Annotated in this window: 22 protein-coding genes; 4 read left to right on the forward strand and 18 right to left on the reverse strand. The window is 48.0% G+C overall.

The genetic code is table 11. The features are described from left to right. Positions 1-161 precede the first annotated feature (161 nt). From ispH to murJ, 6 genes are all read right to left on the reverse strand, one after another. Positions 162-1115 (reverse strand): 4-hydroxy-3-methylbut-2-enyl diphosphate reductase, encoded by a 954-nt coding sequence (gene ispH / locus ACFQ45_RS04350; RefSeq protein WP_377365709.1) that lies wholly within the window; start codon positions 1113-1115, stop codon positions 162-164. Then, positions 1115-1540, reverse strand: coding sequence for an FKBP-type peptidyl-prolyl cis-trans isomerase (locus ACFQ45_RS04355; RefSeq protein WP_377365711.1), 426 nt, complete (start codon positions 1538-1540; stop codon positions 1115-1117). Before ACFQ45_RS04355 ends, ispH begins: the two co-directional genes overlap by 1 nt. Next, positions 1537-2037: a signal peptidase II gene (gene lspA / locus ACFQ45_RS04360; RefSeq protein WP_377365713.1), complete on the reverse strand. Its 501-nt coding sequence runs from the start codon at positions 2035-2037 to the stop codon at positions 1537-1539. Before lspA ends, ACFQ45_RS04355 begins: the two co-directional genes overlap by 4 nt. A 5-nt stretch (positions 2038-2042) precedes the next feature. After that, positions 2043-4865 carry an isoleucine--tRNA ligase gene (gene ileS / locus ACFQ45_RS04365; RefSeq protein WP_377365715.1) on the reverse strand — a complete coding sequence of 941 codons (2823 nt, stop codon included), beginning with the start codon at positions 4863-4865 and terminating at the stop codon, positions 2043-2045. 31 nt (positions 4866-4896) lie between these two features. Then, positions 4897-5826, reverse strand: coding sequence for a bifunctional riboflavin kinase/FAD synthetase (gene ribF / locus ACFQ45_RS04370; protein ID WP_377365717.1), 930 nt, complete (start codon positions 5824-5826; stop codon positions 4897-4899). Between the two features lie 99 nt (positions 5827-5925). Beyond that, a complete protein-coding gene (murJ, locus tag ACFQ45_RS04375; protein WP_377365718.1) occupies positions 5926-7485 on the reverse strand; it encodes a murein biosynthesis integral membrane protein MurJ in 1560 nt (519 codons plus the stop codon). A 225-nt stretch (positions 7486-7710) separates the two neighbouring features. On the opposite strand from murJ, the gene rpsT reads away from it, so the two are divergent. Next, positions 7711-7974 (forward strand): 30S ribosomal protein S20, encoded by a 264-nt coding sequence (rpsT, locus tag ACFQ45_RS04380; protein ID WP_055462845.1) that lies wholly within the window; start codon positions 7711-7713, stop codon positions 7972-7974. A gap of 48 nt (positions 7975-8022) precedes the next feature. Here the strand turns inward: rpsT and ACFQ45_RS04385 are convergent, their stop codons facing one another. The 5 genes from ACFQ45_RS04385 to rplU form a co-directional block, all read right to left on the reverse strand. Continuing rightward, on the reverse strand, positions 8023-8385 hold the full coding sequence (locus tag ACFQ45_RS04385) for a diacylglycerol kinase (protein WP_377365721.1): 363 nt from the start codon (positions 8383-8385) through the stop codon (positions 8023-8025). 17 nt (positions 8386-8402) lie between these two features. After that, positions 8403-9527, reverse strand: a complete 1125-nt coding sequence (proB, locus tag ACFQ45_RS04390) for a glutamate 5-kinase (RefSeq protein ID WP_377365722.1) — start codon at positions 9525-9527, stop codon at positions 8403-8405. Between the two features lie 22 nt (positions 9528-9549). After that, complete coding sequence (gene cgtA / locus ACFQ45_RS04395) at positions 9550-10740, reverse strand: Obg family GTPase CgtA (RefSeq protein ID WP_377365724.1); 1191 nt, start codon at positions 10738-10740, stop codon at positions 9550-9552. A gap of 108 nt (positions 10741-10848) precedes the next feature. Then, entirely contained in the window at positions 10849-11106 is a 258-nt protein-coding gene (gene rpmA / locus ACFQ45_RS04400) for a 50S ribosomal protein L27 (protein ID WP_377365726.1), read from the reverse strand. 32 nt (positions 11107-11138) lie between these two features. Further along, complete coding sequence (gene rplU, locus ACFQ45_RS04405; protein ID WP_377365728.1) at positions 11139-11447, reverse strand: 50S ribosomal protein L21; 309 nt, start codon at positions 11445-11447, stop codon at positions 11139-11141. A 282-nt stretch (positions 11448-11729) separates the two neighbouring features. Here rplU and ACFQ45_RS04410 point away from each other — a divergent pair, with 282 nt between their 5' ends. Next, positions 11730-12719, forward strand: a complete 990-nt coding sequence (locus tag ACFQ45_RS04410) for a polyprenyl synthetase family protein (protein WP_377365729.1) — start codon at positions 11730-11732, stop codon at positions 12717-12719. On the opposite strand, the gene ACFQ45_RS04415 is transcribed toward ACFQ45_RS04410, so the two are convergent. Next, positions 12703-13644: an alpha/beta fold hydrolase gene (locus ACFQ45_RS04415; protein WP_377365731.1), complete on the reverse strand. Its 942-nt coding sequence runs from the start codon at positions 13642-13644 to the stop codon at positions 12703-12705. The two genes, ACFQ45_RS04410 and ACFQ45_RS04415, sit on opposite strands and share 17 nt — an antisense overlap. 279 nt (positions 13645-13923) lie before the next feature. On the opposite strand from ACFQ45_RS04415, the gene fabA reads away from it, so the two are divergent. Together fabA and fabB are read left to right on the forward strand one after the other, a co-directional pair. Then, positions 13924-14439, forward strand: coding sequence for a 3-hydroxyacyl-[acyl-carrier-protein] dehydratase FabA (gene fabA / locus ACFQ45_RS04420; protein WP_377365733.1), 516 nt, complete (start codon positions 13924-13926; stop codon positions 14437-14439). Positions 14440-14468: 29 nt separating this feature from the next. Next, positions 14469-15683 (forward strand): beta-ketoacyl-ACP synthase I, encoded by a 1215-nt coding sequence (gene fabB, locus ACFQ45_RS04425; protein WP_377365735.1) that lies wholly within the window; start codon positions 14469-14471, stop codon positions 15681-15683. An 85-nt stretch (positions 15684-15768) separates the two neighbouring features. Here fabB and ACFQ45_RS04430 read toward each other — a convergent pair whose 3' ends face one another. The 6 genes from ACFQ45_RS04430 to ACFQ45_RS04455 form a co-directional block, all read right to left on the reverse strand. Next, on the reverse strand, positions 15769-16500 hold the full coding sequence (locus tag ACFQ45_RS04430; RefSeq protein WP_377365737.1) for a lysophospholipid acyltransferase family protein: 732 nt from the start codon (positions 16498-16500) through the stop codon (positions 15769-15771). Between the two features lie 19 nt (positions 16501-16519). Then, positions 16520-17635 (reverse strand): 1-acyl-sn-glycerol-3-phosphate acyltransferase, encoded by a 1116-nt coding sequence (locus ACFQ45_RS04435; RefSeq protein ID WP_377365739.1) that lies wholly within the window; start codon positions 17633-17635, stop codon positions 16520-16522. A 30-nt stretch (positions 17636-17665) separates the two neighbouring features. After that, a complete protein-coding gene (locus tag ACFQ45_RS04440; RefSeq protein ID WP_377365741.1) occupies positions 17666-20593 on the reverse strand; it encodes an insulinase family protein in 2928 nt (975 codons plus the stop codon). Positions 20594-20721: 128 nt separating this feature from the next. Further along, positions 20722-21300, reverse strand: a complete 579-nt coding sequence (smrA, locus tag ACFQ45_RS04445; protein WP_377365743.1) for a DNA endonuclease SmrA — start codon at positions 21298-21300, stop codon at positions 20722-20724. 183 nt (positions 21301-21483) lie between these two features. Next, a complete protein-coding gene (locus ACFQ45_RS04450) occupies positions 21484-21915 on the reverse strand; it encodes an MgtC/SapB family protein (protein WP_377365745.1) in 432 nt (143 codons plus the stop codon). A 202-nt stretch (positions 21916-22117) separates the two neighbouring features. Then, complete coding sequence (locus ACFQ45_RS04455) at positions 22118-22903, reverse strand: D-glutamate cyclase family protein (RefSeq protein WP_377365747.1); 786 nt, start codon at positions 22901-22903, stop codon at positions 22118-22120. Positions 22904-22934 lie beyond the last annotated feature (31 nt).

Genomic DNA, 22934 nt, shown 5'->3' on the forward strand with positions numbered 1-22934 from the left:
TTATCTATTTTAAAGAGCGTTGCTGACTTAGTTTGTTTGGCTAGCTGCTTCGTTGTTTTGAAGCGCTGCCCGTGTCAGCGAGGGCGTATATTAAGGATCTACAGATTTAGTGCAAGTACTTTTTCAAAAAAGTTTAAAAAAATTCCTTCAAACTGCAAAAACTAACTGACTTCAATAATGCGAAGCTCTTTCGGCATTGAAAATGAGATGTTTTCTTCACGCCCATCAAGCTCTTGGGGCGCTTCACCACCTTCTTGCTTCAAACGCTCAATCACTTCATTAACAAGAACTTCAGGAGCCGAAGCGCCCGCAGTAATACCAATGGAGCCAATACTTTCTAACCACTCCGCTTTTACCTCCGACGCATTGTCGATCAGGTAGGCTTTTGTCCCCATGCGCTCAGACAGCTCACGCAAACGATTGGAGTTAGAACTGTTCACAGACCCAACGACTAAAACAAGGTCACATTCTTGTGCCAATGTTTTTACTGCATCTTGTCGGTTTTGAGTGGCGTAGCAGATGTCGTCCTTTTTAGGGCCCTGAATCAGTGGAAAGTGCTGACGCAATGCATCGATTACGACAGAGGTATCATCCATTGATAACGTTGTTTGGGTCACAAAGGCCAAACGACTTGGATCATCAACTTTTAACTTAGCCACATCCGCTGGGGTCTCGACTAGGTAGATCGCTCCGCCTTTTGAAGCGTCATATTGTCCCATAGTGCCTTCTACTTCGGGATGGCCATCGTGACCAATGAGCACACATTCCATGCCATCTCGAGAGTAGCGTACAACTTCCATATGCACTTTGGTAACTAATGGGCAGGTAGCATCGAAGACTTTTAAACCTCGTCGGTCCGCTTCGGCACGAACTGCTTGAGAAACACCATGTGCACTGAAGATCACAATGTGGTCATCAGGAACTTGATCAAGTTCGTCAACAAATACGGCTCCGCGCTCTTTAAGAGACTCTACAACGAATTTGTTGTGAACCACTTCATGGCGCACATAGATAGGTGCTTCAAAGATATCAAGACAACGATTTACGATTTCAATCGCACGATCAACCCCAGCACAAAATCCACGCGGGTTCGCCAGTTGAATAGAAAACGACATTACGCCTCCTCTACCGCGATGATTTTCACGCGGTAGGATAATGTATGGCCTGCAAGTGGATGATTAAAATCCACCTCAACTTGGGTATCGCCGATGGTTTTGATCACACCTGGCAATTCATTTTTAGCGGAATCAGCAAAGGATACGACCATGCCTTCCTCTAGGTCCATTGAGAATGAACTACGCGGAAGTGTCTGGACATTACTTGGGTTATGGGCGCCGAACGCTTTTTCAGGCGCCATTTTGAAGTTCGCCTCTTCGCCCACCTCTAAACCAAGCAACACAGCCTCGAAATCCGGCAATAAACTCCCATCACCAAAGACAAACTGAGCAGGCTTAGCGTCAAAATTGGAATCCACTATCTGTCCGTCTTCCAACGCCAATTCGAAATGCAATGTAATCCGGCTTTGCTCGTTAATACTCATTCTGTCTTACCTTTTGGGTCCTTAAACAAGAGCCCTTCCACTAACATTAAAATCACACCTATGGTAATCGCACTGTCTGCCACGTTAAACGCAGGAAAATACCAGGTGGATTGCCAATGTATTTGTAAAAAATCAATCACATGGCCATAGGCCAATCGGTCGTGTAGGTTACCAATGGCTCCCGCCATAATCAGCGTCAAAGACAAGGCTTCGAGCTTCTTAGTATGGCCGATGTTCGCTAAACGCCAACTGATACCAACTACGACACCCAACGCAATCAAGGAAAAGAACCAACGTTGCCATCCACCAGCTTGAGCAAGAAAACTAAATGCCGCGCCCGTGTTGTAACGTAAGGTCAAATCAAAGAAGGGCAGGATAGAGATTTCCTGCCCGTAGTGTAAGTTCGCCTCAATAGCCTGCTTGGTGATCCAATCTAAGGCATAAAGAGCGATTGCCAGCGCCCACCAGCGCTGGACTCGTTTCAACATCACTGACATAAGCATTATGCGTAGTGACGCTCTTCGCCCTCACCTTCCGGCAAGTTCGAAATGCATCGATCACACAATTCAGGGTGCGCTTCACGCTTACCGACTTCTTCACGGTGGTGCCAGCAACGGGCACATTTATTGTGCTCTGTAACTTTTACAACAACCTTCAAGCCTTCTAGCTCAGACGCTACGGCATCAGCCGGCGCTTCTGCTAAAGGTGCGACTTTTGCTTCTGAAGAAATCAGCACAAAACGCAGCTCTTCACCCAATTTGGCAAGGGTTTCTTCCAACTTGGCATCACAGTAAAGAGTGATTTCTGCGCTTAAGCTGGCTTTGATCTTGCCATCTTTACGTGCCGCTTCTAATACTTTGTTTGTTGCCATCTTGGCATCAAGTACCTGTTTCCAGAAATCACGACCAAGGGCCTCATCACCACTTAGTTCAAATAGACCTTCATACCAAGTATCAAGGAATACTGACTCCGAATGTTCACCTGGTAGAGCTTGCCAAATTTCATCCGCGGTAAAGCTTAAGATTGGCGAGATCCAACGAGTGAATGCTTCTGCAATATGATACAGAGCCGTTTGCGCTGAACGACGTGCTAAGCTGTCTTCTTGCGTGGTGTATTGGCGGTCTTTGATGACATCCAAGTAGAAGCCACCCAAGTCCAGAGAACAGAAGTTCTGGATTTTCTGCACCACAGAGTGGAACTGGTACTCGTTGTAAGCTTCGTCAATTTCTTTTTGCAACTGTGCCGCACGATCAACAATCCAGCGATCTAAGGCGATCATGTTTTCTGGCGCCACCAAATCTGTTGCTGGGTTGAAACCACTTAGGTTTGCCAACATGAAACGAGCAGTGTTACGGATACGACGGTAACCGTCTGCCACACGCTTCAAAATCTCGTCAGAGACGGTCATTTCACCAGTGTAATCTGTTGCCGCCACCCAAAGGCGAATGATGTCTGCACCTAGGGTTTCCATCACTTTTTGTGGTGATACGACGTTGCCAAGGGACTTGGACATCTTACGACCATCACCATCAACCGTGAAACCGTGCGTCAGCACGCCTTTATAAGGCGGTACACCACGGATTGCGATAGAGGTTTTCAAAGACGACTGGAACCAACCACGATGCTGGTCTGAACCTTCAAGGTAAAGATCTGCTGGGAAGCTTAGTTCGTCACGTTGATCGATGACTGAGTAATGGGTCACACCAGAATCGAACCACACATCTAAGGTGTCAGTAACTTTACTGTACTTATCTGCATCATCACCTAGTAACTCTGCAGCCTCTAGATCGAACCATGCATCCATACCTTCTTTTTCGATACGCAGGGCAACTTCTTCGATCAAACGAGGCGTTTCTGGGTGAAGCTCTTGAGTTTCTTTATTGATGAACAAAGCAATTGGCACACCCCAAGTACGCTGACGCGATACACACCAGTCTGGGCTGTTGTTCAACATGCCTTCCATGCGGTTTTGGCCCCATGCAGGTGTCCACTTAACCCCTTTGACCGCTTCTTTGGCGTCATCCAAAAGACCTTTTTCATCCATACTTACGAACCATTGAGGCGTCGCACGGAAAATCAAAGGTGTTTTAGTACGCCAGCAATGTGGGTAGCTGTGGAAGATCTTAGATTGGAATACTAGGGCGTTATTACGACCTAGGGCTTCCAGCACAGCATCGTCTACCTTGTAGACATGCATGCCTGCAAACTCGCCGGCAGCATCCGAATAAACGCCGTTATCTTGAACTAGGTTAATGGTGCCGATTCCGTTTGCACGACCAACGTTGAAGTCATCCACACCATGATCAGGTGCCGTATGCACACAGCCCGTACCCGCTTCAGCGGTTACGTGCTCACCCAATAGAACAGGGATATCACGCTCCATAAATGGATGATTCAACACAACACCCGCTAGGTCTGCGCCCACAGCGCGACCAACGATACGATACTCTTCGTGACCGTAGCGTTGCATGATGCCTTCGACCATGTCTTCAGCGAACACTAGACGCTCTTTACCTGCTCCCATATCCACTTCAACTAACGCATAGTTGAACTCAGGATGGATAGACACTGCCTGACTTGCAGGCAGTGTCCAAGGGGTTGTGGTCCAGATCACAACCGACACCTTGCCTTCGCCTGTTACATCAGAAAATTTGCCAAGGAAAGCGGCTTCATCTTGTGGTGCGTAGCGTACGTCTAACGACAAAGACGTTTTGTCTTGGTATTCCACTTCCGCTTCTGCCAAAGCAGATCCACCGACCACACTCCAGTAAACAGGCTTAAAGCCTTTCACTAGGTGGCCATTTTCAGCGATCTTGCCCAGCGCGCGGACAATGTTTGCTTCCGTTACAAAATTCATGGTGAGGTATGGGTTTTCCCAATCTCCCATCACGCCAAGACGGATAAAGTCTTTCTTCTGCTCTTCAATCTGCGTGTAGGCGTATTCACGGCATTTAGCGCGGAATTCTTTAAACGATACTTTATCGCCCGCTTTACCGATCATCTGCTCAACTTTGTGCTCGATGGGCAAACCATGACAGTCCCAGCCAGGAATGTAAGGCGCATCGTAGCCACTAACGGTCTTAGATTTAACAATAATGTCTTTGAGGATTTTGTTAACCGCGTGTCCAATGTGAATGCTGCCGTTGGCATATGGAGGGCCATCATGAAGAATAAAGGACTTACGACCTTTACTCGCTTCTCGTACTTTGTTGTACAAGTCCATATCTTGCCAGCGCTTAAGCATCGCTGGTTCACGTTTTGCCAAGTCGCCGCGCATAGGAAAGGCGGTTTCTGGCAAATTCAGCGTTGATTTATATTCACTCATGGTTTTTCGATTTATCCTCAAAGATCATCGGTCATGGATTAGAGAAAAAGCGAAGCGCTTCTTCTTTGTCACATTGAATCTGTTTTTCTAACTCTTCCAAGCCATTCATTTTGCGCTCGGGTCGAATAAAGTGGCGAAAGGTGACTTCAATATATTGATCGTACAAATCGCCCGTAAAATTAAATAAGTGCACCTCTAAAATAGGTGTTTTACCTTCAACGGTTGGGCGCACTCCAATATTTGCAACACCTTCATAAAGCTGGCCATTCACAGGCACCGTCACCGCATACACACCAGACAGTGCTGGGGCTGTACCTTTCAGATACACATTCGCCGTTGGGAACCCGAGTCTACGAGCTAACTTCTGCCCACCCACAACGCGGCCACTCATGGTAATTGCATGACCAAGGGCTGCTTCAGCGGACACCATATCACCCTGCTGGAGATGCTGTCGCACCAAGGTACTGCTGATACGCAAACCTTCCACATTCAGAATCGATGACGTGTTCTCCACATCGAAGCCATGCATAGCGCCAAATTTTTCTAAATAATGAAAGTCGCCGTGGCGGTCACATCCAAAACGGAAGTCATCACCCACCACTAAGTGTTTCACACCTAGACCGTCATGCAGTACCTGCTGACAAAAGGCATTCGCGTCCAAATTGCGCAAACGGTTATTGAAAGGAACACACAGAACATAATCGATGCCCTGTTCCTGAAGCAAAACCACCTTATCACGTAAACGAGACAAACGACCTGGGGCATTTTGCGGTGCAAAGAACTCTCGTGGCTGAGGCTCAAAAATCATAATGCCTGCCGGCGCCTGATAACGCTCAGCAAGAGCTTTCACTCGATTAAGAATCGCTTGATGGCCTAGATGCACCCCATCAAAGTTACCAATCGTGAGCACACCAAATTTGTGCCTTGCTTGGATATTATGAATACCCCTAACCAGTTCCATACCACTCCGTACCGGCAACTGTTTCGTCTACCGCTGAAAAAATAACCGCGATTATATAGCAGTCCCCTTCGCAAAGGTAGGGATCTGCTCATCTCAACGTCAATCCTCTACCCTTAAATGGCGCACCCTTAAGCCAGACGCCATTAAGCCGAGCCCATAGACAGCCACACCCACCACTACCAGTAACAACATATGCTGCACACGCAGCCAATCGGAGAGGTCCGTCCATTCAATTCCACGTGAACTGTAAAACCATAACCAAACACCTAAACAGGCAACACCTACCAAGAGTACTCGCAATAACACCCACCATTGTCTTGAAAACACATGGTAGCCATCTCGACGCAACCCCCACCACAACAATCCAGCGTTAAGCGCAGCAGAGAGACTTGTCGCGAGAGCCAGCCCCACATGCCCTAGGGGCCAGACCAAAATCAGGTTAAAGACCATATTGGCCACCATAGCGATGATGCCCACCTTCACCGGCGTTTTTGTGTCTTGGCGGGCGTAGTAACCTGGAGCCAACACCTTTATCAACATCATAAACACCAAACCTAGGGAATAGGCCTGCAGACTTCTAGCCGCCATCTCCACATCACCAACGGTCAACTCTCCGCGATAGAAGATGGTCGCAATCAAAGGCTTCGCCAACACAAACAAGGCAATAGAAGATGGAATCGCGATTAACAAAAGTACCCGCAACCCCCAATCCAAGGTATCAGCAAAGCGCTGACCTTTTTCTCCCGCAAAGCTTCTAGACAAGGACGGCAAGATCACCGTACTGATAGCAATCGCAAAAATCCCCAGAGGCAACTCGTACAAACGATCCGATAAATACAACCAAGTGATGCTGCCAGTCTCTAGAAAAGACGCCAGCACTGTGTCCAACAACAAATTAATCTGACTTACCGACACGCCAAACAAGGCAGGCCCCATCAACAACAAAATGCGCCTCACACCAGGATGAGAGAACCCAAAAGTCGGCCTAGGCAATAACTTAAGACGTGCCAAAAACGGCACTTGAAAGAGCAACTGAATCAAACCAGCAAAAAACACGCCCCAAGCGACCGCCAATTCAGCCTGCCCAGCAGTACGAGCAAATCCTAGAGTTGCCACCAACAAAGAGATGTTTAGAAAGATAGGTGTAATAGCAGGCACACCGTATTCCCCATGGGAATTTAGAATCCCTCCAGCCAAAGCCGTCAAAGAAATAAACAACAGGTATGGAAACGTCACCGTCAGCAAGGTTGCCGACAACTCAGACTGAGCCGCATTGTCTGCAAACCCCGGAGCGAACACAAACACCACCCAAGGTGCCGCCGCCATAAACACTGCGGTAACTAACAAAAGCACCAGCGCCAAAGAGCCAGTTACCGCCGCCACAAGTTCACGAACAGCATCGTGCCCATGATTCACTCGATAATCACTTAAAACCGGAACAAACGCTTGAGCAAAGGCCCCCTCAGCAAACAAACGTCGAAAAAAGTTCGGAATTTTAAACGCCACATAAAAAGCATCCGCACTCGCACTGGCACCTAATACGTAAGCCAAAGCCGAATCTCGCGCCAGACCAAGGATACGCGACAGGAAGGTACACACTGAAACCAGAAGCCCAGAGCGTAAAAGTGAACGAGGTTTAACCGATGGAGTGTTGGACATAACATCATGATCTAGCGAAAAATTTGGCCAAGAATAGCATTTCAATTCATAGCAAACAGCTTAAAATTACACTATCCCCCACTAATAATCTGTGTTTTGGGGTTGTAGCAATGCTAAAAACTGGTAAAATCCGCCGCGAGATTTTCAAGTTAAACTTGACATTCACAAGCGACGCAGCAACCCGTTGTGCCGTTTTAATTATAGAAATATTGAAGGAGCCAGACTGTGGCAAACTCCGCCGGTTCAAAAAAACGTGCGCGCCAGGCGATCAAGCGTCGCGCTCATAACGGTAGCCTGCGCTCTATGGTGCGCACATACTTGAAAAAAGTAGATGCAGCTATTGAAGCAGGAAACCAAGAAGAAGCTCAAGCAGCATACTCTGTTGCAGTGTCTAAACTAGACAAAGCAGCTGACAAAGGCCTATACCACAAAAACAAAGCAGCTCGTCATAAGAGCCGCTTGAATGCTAAAATCAAAGCATTGGCCTAATCCCATAAAAAAACCGGCGCTAGCCGGTTTTTTTATGCCTAGAATTTACTAGCCAAACAGTAAGAACAACCACACCACCGCAGCCAACCCAAGTGTTAGCATCACTGCCGCAGAGCCTAGATCCTTCGCCCTTCCTGATAACTCGTGTTTTTCATCACTAATACGATCAACAATGGCTTCGATACTAGAGTTAATGGTTTCCACCACCAACACCAACCCTACCACAAAGATCATTAAAGCCTTCTCAAGGGCCGTATCACCCAGCCAAAGCGCCAAAGGCAGCGCCACAACAAACAACCAGACCTCTTGACGGAATGCCGCCTCATGCTGCCACTCAGCCTTAATACCTTGCACCGAGTAGCGCATCGCATGCATCACACGAATCAAACCAATCTTTCCAGGTTTTGCCATGACGAGCCCATTTCCCCTTAAATAATCACCAAGTCGTCGCGATGAATCAGCTCAGGCTCACCTTCATATCCTAAAATCGCTCCACGCTCGGAGGAAGGCTTACCTAACAACTTCAAGGTTTCCGCGATGCTATAGTTCACTAGACCACGAGCCACAAGCCGCCCCTGCAAGTCGACACACAACACCATATCACCACGGGAGAAAGTGCCTTCTGCATCCTTCACGCCAACCGGCAACAAGCTAGTACCCGACTCACGTAAAGCATTGACCGCCCCATCATCTAAGATCAAGGCACCACGACTCTTAAGATGTCCTGCTAGCCACTGTTTACGAGCAGCCAAGCGACCGTGCTCAGGCTGTAACCAGGTACCAATTCGCTCACCCAATGACACTCGAACAATCACTTGCTCAACACGACCAGAAGCGATCACCGTATCGGCACCAGAGCGCGCTGCTAAGCGCGCCGCGCGCACCTTAGTCAACATACCACCGCTACCTAGAACACCAGCACCACCGCTGGCCATAGCATCCAAACTCTCATCGCTGGCAGAAGCATGCTCGATCAATGTTGCATCTTTATGATCACGTGGGTTTTTGTCGAATAAACCTTGCTGATCCGTCAGGATAATCAAAGCATCCGCTTCCACTAAATTGGCCACCAAAGCCCCTAACGTATCATTGTCACCAAAGCGAATCTCATCCGTCACCACCGTATCGTTTTCATTAACGATCGGCACAGCGCCAAGACTTAACAGAGTACGCAGGGACGAACGGGCATTGAGATAACGACGACGGTTAGATAAATCCTCATGGGTCAAAAGAATCTGAGCAGTCACCAAACCATGGTCTTCAAAGTGAGTTTCGTAGATGCCAACCAACTCCATTTGACCCACCGCAGCGGCCGCCTGAAGCTCGTTGACTTGTGTCGGTCGAGATGAAAAACCTAGGCGCTTCATACCAGCAGCAATGGAGCCAGAAGACACCAAAACCACCTCTTTACCTTGTGCACGCAGCTCTGCGATTTGAGCAACCCACTGCCCAATTCGCGCCACATCTAAACCCTGACCATCATTGGTCAACAAAGCACTGCCTATTTTCACAACCACGCGTTGCGCAGTTGCGATCTTCTCTCTCGTTTCCATCTACTGCTTATCTCACTAAGGGTTAACGAACGTACTCTACGTCCACATCGTAATCATCGTCATCGAAATCATCATCGTCGTCTTGAGCAGACTTACGACGGCTGGCGCGCAGTTCGCGAATACGCTCGCGCCCTTCTTCATCAATCAAATCACGGATTGCACGCTCTTCAGCAGCGGCGTCAGGGTCTTCCAATAGCAACTCACGCTTCTCATCTAACGCTGTCATGAGGTCTAGACAAAGCACCTCCGTGCCTTCGCCAGAGATTGCAGAGATGCGGTAAGTTTTGCCTTCCCAGCCCAAAGCATCAATCACGCTCTGACAACGAGCTTCACGCTCGTCTTCTGGCACCATGTCCAACTTATTCAACACCAGCCAACGGTCACGCTTCTCAGCCAAGGTTGGCGAGAATTCGCGCAATTCGTTCACAGCAATAACAGCCGCTTCGGCAGGAGTCGTTTCATCCCAAGGTGCCATATCAACGATGTGCAACAAAATACGGTTACGCACCAAGTGCTTGAGGAATCGAATCCCTAAGCCAGCACCTTCTGCCGCTCCTTCGATGATTCCCGGAATGTCAGCAATTACAAAACTTTGGTGTTTCTTAACCTTCACCACACCTAGGTTCGGCACCAAGGTCGTAAACGGGTAATCCGCCACTTTAGGCTTCGCAGAGGACACTGAACGAATAAACGTCGACTTACCCGCATTTGGCAAACCCAGCAGACCCACGTCCGCTAATACTTTCATTTCCAGTTTCAGGTTACGCTCTTCACCAACAGTGCCTTTTGTGGTTTGTCGAGGCGCACGGTTGGTACTGGATTTAAAGCGCGTATTTCCTAGACCTTTGTGACCGCCTTGAGCCACTTTTAAACGCTCACCCACAGCCACCAAGTCACCTAACGTTTCGCCGGTGTCTTCATCAATAACCGTGGTGCCTACTGGCACTTTAATCTCTAAATCTGGCGCTTTCGAGCCAGTCATGTCACGGCCCATACCGCCTTGGCCATTTTCCGCGATGTACTTTTTAGTAAAGCGGAAATCGATCAGGGTATTCAGGGACTCATCCGCCACTAGAAATACACTACCGCCATCACCACCATCACCGCCGTCAGGACCACCTTTGGCAACAAACTTCTCTCGCCAGAAGCTTAAAGCGCCATTACCACCTTTACCTGCGCGAACGTAAATCGTGGCTTCATCAACAAATTTCACAAAATCACCTCTTAGGTGCGTTATCAGGGTTCAATTTCCCTGATTATAGAATTTTTCCAAAAAAAAAGCCCCGCATTGCGGAGCTCTTTTTGATAATTCGCTTAGCGATTAGGCAGCTACGACAGAAACTGTACGACGCTTGAATTTACCTTTCACTTCGAATTTCACTTGACCTTCAGCAACTGCGAATAGAGTGTGGTCTTTACCAACACGTACGCCTTCACCTGCGTGGAATTCAGTACCACGCTGACGAACTAGAATGTTGCCTGGTACAACAACTTGGCCGCCAAAGCGTTTAACACCTAAGCGTTTCGACTGACTGTCGCGACCGTTTTTAGTACTACCACCAGCTTTTTTGTGAGCCATGATTTACTCCTAACTTTTGAATCTTTAAACGCTTAGTTGATACCAGTGATTTTCACTTCCGTGAACCACTGACGGTGACCTTGACGTTTCATAGAGTGCTTACGACGACGGAATTTCAAGATTTTCACCTTGTCACCACGGCCGTGGGCAACAACTTCAGCTGTTACTTTAGCGCCTTCAACAACAGGTGCGCCAACTTTTACGTCGTCGCCGTTGCTAACAAGAAGAACATCGTTGAACTCAACAGCGTTACCAGCTTCAACAGCTAGTTTTTCTACTTTAAGAGTTTGACCTTCTTGTACGCGGTATTGCTTACCGCCGGTTTTAATCACTGCAAACATGTTTATCTCCAAATAGATCTGCCCGGCTACTGGATTGTATTTGACCTACTTCTAGTGGCTAATAAATGTAAATCTTATCAAAGACTTACATCCGACCATATGATAGGGAGCAAAATATGGGCAAATCGGACGCCGAATTGTACAAAACGAAGCCAGTAAAAACAAGCGCATTCCGCTTTAGTAAGGGATTTTTACGGTTTTAACTTGACCCACTATGGGAGCTTACCTAGCATGTTCGCCAGCTGCTGTTCAGCTTACTGATTTTTTAGCTTCGGAAGTTCCATGCAACCTACTCGAATTCATGATGTGGTGGCCGACGAGTTTGGCCAAGTAAATGACTATATTCTCTCGCAACTTAAAAGCGAAATCCCTCTGATAGAGCAAATCGGCTATTACATCATCAGTAACGGCGGCAAGCGATTACGCCCTCTGATGGTTCTCTTGGCGGCCCGAGCGGCACAACCCAGCTCACAACTGACAGAGACAGCCTTAAGTAACGCTGTCAAAATGGCCTCTATTATAGAGTTCATCCACACTGCGACACTGCTGCACGATGATGTTGTGGATGAATCCGATATGCGTCGCGGCAAAAAAACCGCCAATGAAGAATGGGGCAATGCTCCAAGTGTATTAGTAGGCGACTTTCTCTACACTCGCGCCTTTCAAATCATGGTGAACGTAGGAAGTTTCCGCTGCATGGAAATTCTGTCTGGCACCACTAACATCATTTCCGAAGGGGAAGTGCAACAGCTTATTAACTGCGGCGACCCAGATACTACGGAAGCAAGCTACATCAAGGTCATTCAATACAAAACCGCTAAGCTATTCGAAGGCGCCGCTTTGTGTGGTGCCGTTGTAGCGGAAGCCGACAATACGGCCCAAGAAGCATTACGCCAATACGGTATGTATGTCGGCACAGCATTCCAGCTGATTGATGACGTCATGGACTATGTTTCTACAGCAGAAGAAATGGGTAAAAGCGTGGGCGATGACTTAGCGGAAGGAAAACCGACTCTGCCGCTCATTTACACCATGCAGCACGGCACAGATGACGCCAGAGCCCGTGTGCGCTCAGCGATTGAAACAGGCGGCCTTGAAAATCTAGACGCTATTCTCGAGGATGTAAGAGCGTGCGGAGCAATCGAGTACACTGAGGCGGAAGCACGCAAACAATCAGAGTTGGCCATCGAAGCCATCTCAGTGCTTGCAGACTCCCCTTACAAAACAGCTTTAATCGACTTGGCAAACGCTGCCATTAACCGTCGTAATTAATAATAAAATCGGCATTGCTCTCTTGAGCAATGCCGTCCTTCCCGTGATCCATAATTCCACGCACCAGTTTTGCTGTCTGTTCTGGGAATTGTTGCATAAAGCAATGCCCCCCCTTCACTTCAACCAAGTGCACATTAGGATTAATGCGATTAATCAGCTGATAAGATTCACGGAAGGTGTCATAGGTATCGGTGCCCCACAGAATATAGGTCGGCGTTGTCACCTTTTTTAACGTACTCCACAGTCGCCTAGGGGCAGAACCAAACACCGCGGCCTCAAGCCAAGTAGGACAATTCAATACCCTTTGTCCGTTATCGTCATCATGCGTGGAATACTCGACATAGTCTCGTAGACCTTGATCCTCCCACCCCTTAAAGGTGCCGCGCCCTTTAAGGGAGTTAAAAGCCTCTTCTGCGCTTGCCCATGAATCACGACGCCGCTCTGTTTGTCGAACTAATGGCAGCTTATGGCGCATGCCAGACATGCGCACACCTCGCAAAATCCAAATCATCCGAGGCGGGTATAGGGCTGGATCCAAGAGGATATTATAGCGGAACAATGAGGGATCCTTAGCACTCATCAGCAACGTCATACAGCCACCGAAGCTATGCCCCATACCAATTAAGGAGCCCAAGGGATGATGCTCTCTCAAGCGCGTCAGAGATTCATGGAAGCGTGCTGCTGAGCCATTCCAACCCACAAACTCAGGGCCAGCTGGCGACAAACCATGTCCCGCCGCATCTTGTAGCAACAGATTTTCGTCCTGAATCAGCTTTTCCAGCATCCCCTCGTAGGTCCGTACCGCAAAGCCATTACCATGGAGAAAATGCACCGTGTTTGGAATGTTTTCCTGTTGGTGTAAATGATATGAGAGTAAGCAATCGGAGGTTTCCGAGAGACCTTGATGAAATGAAAAACGGCTCAAAACCTTCCCCTCTAGATGCAACGCAATAATTTCTGACGACCCATTAGGTTGCACGAGATTTCAAAACAGCGGAAGGTTCAAATGTAAATTTTCAGTATTGTTTACCTAAATGAACAAAAAAACCGCACTTTTCGCGACTCATAATTGGTTTTTTTCCGCCCAAACATTCATATTGAGGTCTCGAACCGATATAATCCTCTGGATTTTTATACTGCTAACTGGACCACACGTTTCACTCCTTTAGAGCACTAAAGCGAGGGCGGTGGAAATAGGACTATAATGACTACAGCTTCATCGTTTGAAAAAGACGAACTTCTAAAGTGCGGATACGGAGAAATGTTCGGCGCAGGAAATGCTCAGCTTCCTGTGGGCAACATGCTTATGATTGACCGAATCACGAAAATTTCCACCGAAGGCGGAGAATTCGGAAAAGGTGAGATCATCGCTGAACTTGATATCACTCCAGACCTTTGGTTTTTCGAGTGTCACTTCCCTGGCGACCCGGTAATGCCTGGCTGTCTTGGCCTAGACGCAATGTGGCAACTTGTTGGCTTCTTCCTTGGTTGGAAAGGCAACAAAGGCCGCGGACGCGCTTTGGGTTCTGGCGAAGTGAAATTCACCGGTCAAATTCTTCCTACTGCTAAGAAAGTGACGTTCCGTATCGACCTAAAACGCGTCATCGAACGTAAGCTTGTAATGGGCATTGCAGACGGAAGTGTTTCTGTTGACGGCCGCGAGATTTACACAGCGAAAGACCTACGCGTAGGTCTATTCACTTCAACAGATAACTTCTAATAGATATAGAGTATAAGAGGCACATTAATATGCGTCGTGTAGTGGTAACTGGTTTAGGCATTGTTAGCTGTCTTGGCAATGACAAACAAACTGTTCTCGAATCTCTTCGCGAAGGCCGTTCTGGTATTCGTTTCGCTGAAGATTACAAAGAAAAAGGCTTCCGCAGCCATGTGTGTGGTCGTATCGATCTAGACGATAGTGTGATTGATCGTAAAGTTCGCCGTTTCATGGGTGACGCTGCGACTTACGCATACGTGTCTATGCAGCAAGCCATCGAAGATTCAGGCCTAAGCGAAGAGCAAGTCTCTAACATCCGCACTGGTTTGATCGCAGGCTCTGGTGGTGCATCCGCACAGAACCTAGTTGAAGCTGCAGACACGCTACGCGAAAAAGGCGTAAAGCGTGTTGGCCCTTACCGTGTTACTCAAACAATGGGGAGTACTGTTTCTGCTTGTCTTGCAACACCTTTCAAAATCAAAGGTGTTAACTACTCCATCACTTCTGCTTGTTCTACAAGTGCGCACTGTATCGGTAACGCGATGGAGCTAATCCAACTAGGCAAACAAGACGTCGTATTTGCTGGTGGCGGTGAAGAAGAAAGCTGGACTCAAACTTGTATGTTTGATGCGATGGGCGCTTTGTCTTCTAAGTACAACGAAACACCTGACCAAGCCTCTCGTGCTTATGATGCCAACCGTGATGGTTTCGTAATCGCTGGCGGCGGTGGCATTCTAGTACTTGAAGAACTAGAACACGCGAAAGCTCGCGGCGCTAAGATCTACGCAGAAGTTGTAGGCTACGGCGCAACCTCTGACGGCTACGACATGGTCGCTCCTTCTGGCGAAGGCGCTGTACGTTGTATGCAAATGGCTATGAGCACTATCGATGGCAAAATCGATTACATCAACACTCACGGCACGAGCACACCTGCAGGCGACATGAAAGAGCTTCAAGCTGTTCGTGAAACCTTTGGTGACGACATTCCTAAAGTCAGCTCAACTAAGTCTTTGTCTGGTCACTCTTTGGGTGCAGCCGGCGTACACGAAGCGATTTACAGCTTGCTAATGATGGAAAACAAATTCATCACGGCATCCGCGAACGTTTCAGAGCTAGACCCTGAAGCAGGCAACATTCCCGTTGTAACCACTCGTGAAGACAATGCTGACCTGAACCTAATCATGTCTAATAGCTTTGGCTTCGGCGGCACAAACGCCAGCCTAGTGTTCAAAAAGTACGACGCTTAATTGCCTAGGCATTAAGCTTCACGCTTACAAAAAAGCCGCACAGTTCAAACTGCGCGGCTTTTTTATTACTCTTGAAAGGCCAACCTTATGGATGCTGCCGCATGGCTTCACGCATCCAGATTTCCATTTCTTCATGGATCTGATTGGTGTCCTTTCCGTCCACTTCGATCAATGGCCCAATGGTAACGGTAATCTTACCCGGATAGCGTAACCAAGTACGTCCAGGCCACACATGGCCAGCATTATGCACCAAAGGCAAAATGGCAGTACCAGAGGACGATGCCAACATAGCAGCCCCTTTGTTAAACGCTCGCTCCTGCCCTGGCAAGGTACGAGTGCCTTCAGGAAAGATCAGAACGGAACGGCCAGCCTGAATACGCTCTTTACCTTGTTTAAGAATCTGCTTAAGGGCACCCGCACGTTTAGATCGATCGATGGCAATCGGCTGAACCATACGCAATCCCCAGCCGAAGAATGGAATCGATAACAACTCTTTCTTCAACACGGTAGAGATCGGCGTTTTAATGACTTGCAGCAAGTAGGTTTCCCACTCGCTTTGGTGGTTCGATGCCAACACCACAGGTCGATCAGAAGGGATATTGTCACGCCCAATCACTTCGACCTTCACCCCACAGATCACACGAAACAAAAACAGCAACGCATGGTTGTGTAGATTTAGCAGTGGCTGGCGCCATGTCATTGGCAGCAACCAAGCCACCAAAGGGGCAAAGATTCCTGTAAACCCCGTTAGTACACCATATACCACAGCAAACAGGGTGGACCCCACCAATGCTCGCAGCGTTTTTTTCGGTTTCATCCGGCTCTCCGTATCCTTTTTATTTAGACTCGCTTAGACCTTTTGCCTGCTGCTGCAGTAAAGGGTTGGCGTACATCGTCAAGACTGTCTCGCGCAGTTCTTCAGGACACGTTTCCATGTACTCTTCAAAAATACGGTCTCCAGCAGCTTCGCCTTTTAACATTTTAGACGCCGCAATATTGGTCGATTGAATGGCGTAATGGCCAATGATCTGACGATCTACCTCAGCCACCATGGCATCTGGTGTGTCGCAATTCTCCGTGATCACATCACCAAACGTAACAATGACCTTACCCTTACGCCCTACAATGCCTTTACGAATACTGTCGATGTCTTCGAATTCCGTTTTCTCATAGGCCCCAGTAGTGGATTTTTGATGCAACTCTCGAGCTTTCTCAAAGGCACAAGGATCATATTCATAGGAGATAGAAACAGGTACGATTTTTAGGTTTGCCATGGCCTCAGGGAAGCTGACCTTCTGCTTCTTCTGACTCATGAAAAACATCTTGATGATGGCTGGATCCGTCTGATCCATGCCATCTTTCGCACGCCCTTCTTTTTGAGCGATCCAGATGTTGCTGTGCTCTTTGGTAAGAGAGTGAGTGATGTAATCAGACAGCTGCCCAAATGCAGCCATCATCTCACGTACGCCATTAACAGAGCGCTTTACAATAAAGCTCTTATTTAAGCGCATCAGGTCAGACACAAAGGGACGACGCAATAGGTTGTCACCTATAGCAATGCGCACCGTGTCTAAACCGTTTAGGTACAATCCATAGTTTACAAAAGCCGGATCCATGGCAATGTCTCGGTGGTTTGATAAAAACAGGTAACCCTCGTTTTTCGCCAGTTTATCAATACCGCGATATTCTACGTCTGTCGTAGTGGTATTGATCATACGTTCCATGTAGCTGGCCACTTGCATTTGGAAGGAACGCACATCACTGATTTTGCCCACTTCCTTGCGCAAGACGCGCTTTACTAGCACTGCTAGCAAACCACGTGTCCATTTCGGCCATTTGGCAAATTTAAAGCCGACAATCGTATCGATAAAGTCCGGCGTATTAACCAAATTGTCCAACACCCCGGCGACCTCATCGTCGTTGTAAGGGCGTATGTCATGAAACTGATCCATTGAATTTTCCATTCAGATTTTCGTTATAATTTATAAGGTACAAATGTCGAAGCCAGCATCCGTTAACATGGTTTTGTTAGCGCTTGCAGTGACAACGGCGGTGTTTTCGTTCTCTTTGGTCAGGTACAGCTTGGCAACACGTTGCAAGTCTTCAATCGTTACTGCCAAGATGCCTGCACGGAAGGCCTCACGGTAGGCTTTCGTTCGACCATGAAGTTGTAGGAAGTAGTCTCCTTGCGCTTCACCGGCTGGCGAGCCTGGCTTATCCATGGAACCAATCACGCCCAATACCGCTTCTTCTAAGGCGTCCTCTGTGTGTTCGTTGCTAAGCAACCACTCAATGGACGCATCAAAGTCCGCTAGGGTTTCTAGCAAACGCGGATCACGGTACGAGTAAAAGCGAAAAGCGCCAGCGCTACCATCAAATGTCGCGCCACCACCGTAAGCGCCACCCTGCTCACGGATCGCACGATGTAGATAACCATTGCGCAAGAAGCCACCTAAAACGGTTAATGGCGCCACATCCGGGTGCTCACCCGCTACGGCCTTAAAGGCTTTCGCGCAGAAGCTCACTTGTGTGGCCGTCACCCAAGCTTGCTTCACTGTGTTGTCCACAGCCGGCAAGGCAAAGGCGGTCAATTGCTCATGGTTCTCAATACTCGCCCAAGCTGGACGAATCGCTTCCAGCAGCGTTTCTTTATGGTGGGGCTCTGCCACCAATAGAACACGCTTCGCACATTGCTGGAGTTTTTCGTGAATGGTTTTTAGGGTTTGACACAAAGCAGTTACAGCCGCTGGATCGGCTTTTAACGCATCATCCATCTCAATCAGGTTACGGATGCCTGTCATGCCTCCCCAAGCTTCTTGCTGGGCAGCGAGACCAGACATACCACTCGTAGCTGCACTCATGGCTAGAGCGTGGCCCTGACCTGTCACGGAACGTTCGCGACGGGCACGGCGCTGAGCAATCAACTCTTTAATACGCCCTACTTCATCAAAACGGACGGATTGAAAAGTATCCACCATCAGTTTTGTCATGGCCGCAGTATTCGGCACAAGGGCCTTAGAACTTAAGACGAAGTAACCGCTCACTCGCTGCTTATCTATGATCTCAGGGCGAATAGAAGAATGCGCTCCCAAACCACCACAAACCTGAGCTTGGCGTGACTGGATCGCCAGATAGTCGTCTTCACCAACACCTAGCTCCGTCATTAACGAGCTATAGAGAGGCAACACATTCGTTTCGTCTTCGGTGAGTTTTGGCAGATCGACAACTAATTGTTGATAGACCAAGCCGTTCGTCCCTTGCGGGTAGAAGGACACTGGCAGTGCAGCGTCTATGGCTTCATGCTCGTATTCAGGCAGGGCTGCTGGCACATCTTCCATGCCAACCTTTGGCAGAATGCTCATGTCATCCACTTGCTCTTGTCGAGCTTTCAAGGCTTGGCTGCGCTCAATGATGTACTGAGTTTGCTCTTCTGAAAGCCCAGCTTTGATGGCACTAAGGCGATCTTTTTCTGCTTGATTACGACGTGCCTCAAGGGCTTCGTCTGGACTCAAGGTCAAGGTGATTCGGTGAGCATTGTCGAGTAACAAGCGTTTCACCAAGGTTGGAATATAGTCTTTATCGGTAACCTTCTCGCGCATTTGCTCGATCACAGGATCCAGATCCAATTGCGCAATCACATCGCCAGAATGAACGGCGGTAGACAAGGCCCCTAGAATCAGCTGCAACCCGTAGGGATAGCTATCACCGCCAATCTCTCGCTGACTCAACTCCAATTGATGCAGCATGGCATCAACCATGTCTTGCTCAACACCATTTTCTACGATGTCTTCTAAGGTAGACAACACCAAGGCTTCTACGTTTGTGGTATCCTCACGCTTCACTCCTTCCAGGCCACACATGAAGCTCATTTCTTTGTTGCTGTCTTCAAGGCCACATAAAGGAGATGGGGAGGAGCCAAGCTCAGAGTTTTCTAATACACGACGTAAGGGTGACGCAGAGTTATCCAGAAGGACGCTCGATAACAAGGACGCTTCAAATTGCTGTGCTAAGTCGATACTTTCACCCAGCAACCAACCTACGACTACGTGGGAGGCATTTTCTTTCGCCTCTTCTGCAGCATAGCCTTCTTCCACTCGTAAAGGAGAGAAGTAACGCTTCGCGTTCGGTACACTGACTTGATCTTTGTCGTCTAGGCGCTCAAAGCGGCTTAAGACTTTTGCTTCAAACTCTTCTTGCAATTCATCCGCCGGAATATCACCAAAGGTCATAAAGACCGCGTTCGATGGATGGTAGTGTTTACGGTAAAACGCCATCAGTTCATCGTAAGACAGATCCGGAATATCGGTTGGCTCACCACCTGAGTTGAAATGGTAGGTATTGCTAGGAAACAGGTATTTGGTCACCGCTTGCCATAGAACCGATGTGGTAGAGCTCATGGCCCCCTTCATTTCATTAAACACCACACCTTTGTAGGTCAGTTCAGAATCAGGGTTAGTCGGTTCCGCGAATTCGAGTCGGTGCCCTTCTTGGGAAAAGTCTAATGGGTCCAGACGAGAAAAGAACACCGCATCTAGATACACATCCAGTAAGTTACGAAAATCCTTCTTATTTTTGCTGGCAAATGGGTAAGCCGTCCAATCAGATGAGGTAAAGGCGTTCATAAAAGTATTTAACGAACGACGAATCATCATGAAAAACGGATCACGCACTGGGAAGCGCTCAGAGCCACATAATACGGAGTGCTCAAGAATATGTGCCACGCCGGTTGAATCCGTCGGCACCGTTTTTAGGCCAACGAGAAAAACATTTTCATCGTTTTCAGAGGCAATGTGAAAATGCTTCGCACCAGTCACCTTATGCTCATACTCTTGCACCGTTACATTTAACGCTTCCACAAACTCGCTGCGAATAGCTGTAAACGCTGGGTGGTGTGCATTCTTCACTGTCATGTTTTACCCCTATTAAAATCTTTTTCTATTACTAGAATCATTGGGAAGTTTTTCGCAATCTCAAGCAATAAAAGCATGCAGATTATACCAAGAATGTGATTTTAACTGCACGAAATACCATCAAATACCTAGCGCTTTTGATGACGTTCCCAGTTTTCCAAACGGGCTTTTTCGCTTTTACGGAACAGGACGTAAACAGCCCCTAATCCCCCGTGGTGTCGCTGGGCACTGTGAAACGCCATCACGTCATCCAGATCCCGTAACCACTTATTGATATAACTCTTGATGGTCGCTTGATTATCCGGCGTACGATCGCCTTTTCCGTGAACAATAATGCCAACACGAATGTCATTTCGCATACAGTCTTCGATAAACTGAAACACATCTCGACGGGCTTGATCCACGGTACGGCGATGGAGATCTAAACGGGCATCCACGCCATATTTCCCCTGACGCAAACGCTTAAACACGCCGTCTTGCACCCCTGGACGCTTATATTCCAGCATGTCATTGGGATCGACACGTTCCACATAGTCTTTGGACAAATGATTCCGATCTTCAACCTTCGCAATCAGGGCTGCTTTTTGCCGCTCCGTAAAATCAATCTCACCTTGCTTTTTACCTAGGTAGATCTCAGTCTTTTTTAGAGGTTTAATACCTTGAACCTCTTGTGCGAACAAAGAGAAATCGCTGTCATCCTCTTGCATACTTCACCTCGATACCCACCTTCCCTAACCCTCTTTCAAGGACAAAAAAGGCTCCCAAAGGAACCTCAACAAACGAGAAGGAAGGAGTTAGAGCCCACGAACCCGCCGCAAGCCCTAATAGCTGTTATAAAAATACTCCTATTATAACAGCTTCACGTTCGAACAACGAACACACTTCAAGACCTATTCTTTGGCAGTTTGTCGTTTTACTGCCCCAGAGAATTGAAAGATCAAAAAGCCAATAATCGATAGCAAAATGGCGATTTCATATCGACTGTAGGCCACCGACACACCAATCGCACCAGTGTTCCAAATACCCGCCGCTGTAGCCGTCCCGGAAATAGAGTCACCACTTTTAAATATAGCCCCGCCACCGATAAAGCCCATCCCTGTGATCACGGCGTACATCACTCGAGCCTCCGCATCAGATCCTTCATATACGCTCATTCCAACTAACATAAAAGAGCAAGACGCTATCGTTACCAATGGAAAGGTTCGCAACCCAGCACCACGATCATGGTGCTCACGATTTAACGCAATCGGCAGAGACAATAGAAACGCCACACCCATCTGGGTTAAATGATGGAGAATCAGAGAGAAGTCCAAATCCAGCATATTGATATCCTTTCAACCAATGATTTTTGTGACATTTAAGCTTACGGAGTGAATTACATATACGATAGTTCCAGTATCAAAATTCACGCTATATGAACAGAATCACCACAATTAAGGCACTAAACAGGGGGATTTCAGAAAGGGAATATAGGAAAAGTACGACGACAAGAGTCTCCCCTTCCCGTCGCAAAGTGTGCATAAGTTAAAGCAGGCTGGCAGCGACCTCGTCTACCGTTTGATCCAGCACCAGCATATGACCCGCAAAGTGCGTAAACAAATAGGCGCCTCCACTATTAGGCAAGACCGCTTGCGGAGTTACTCCACAGGCCCAGAACACCGGCACATAGCCCTCTGGCACGCCACCAAACACACCAAAGTCAGGGTTCTCTAAAGTGTCAATGCCGATCAGCGCAGGATCGCCAATATGAACTGGCGCCCCATGGCCTGATGGGTAGCGGGCAGTAATGGTTGTCGCCAGCGCCACCTTGTCCGCCGCTACGGGACGCATACTCACAGCCATATTGCCCTGAATAGCGCCCACCGACTGACATGGAATATTGGAATAATACACAGCAGGAGCTTCCGCACTCACAGGAATACCTGCTCGGTTTAATGGGGCATCAAAGGTATGACTACAACCCAGCAAAAACGCAACAGAGTCGTCTTGCCAGTACTCGGTCAGATCCAGTGTTTCACCAACATACTCCCCCTCTTTCCACATGCGATAACGGGGTAACATGGTGCACACATTAATCTCAGACCCTTGAAAATGAATCACAGGGTCCCCTACTTCAGACACCGCCAATAGTGGGCAGCTTTTAGGGTTACGCACACAAAACAGCAGGAAGTCGTAGGCTTGATCCTTTGGTACAACAGCCAAATTCGCCTGCTGATAATCACCCAACATACCCGAAGTTGGCTGATCCCACTCGCCCTTTGCAATACTAAGGCGTAACTCTAGAGGCGTTTTAAAATCCTCTTTCTTCATCACTCATTCCTTCCAAAAAATAACACTCAGT

Source organism: Rhodanobacter aciditrophus (assembly GCF_042679525.1).
Classification (GTDB): domain Bacteria; phylum Pseudomonadota; class Gammaproteobacteria; order Pseudomonadales; family Marinomonadaceae; genus Marinomonas; species Marinomonas aciditrophus.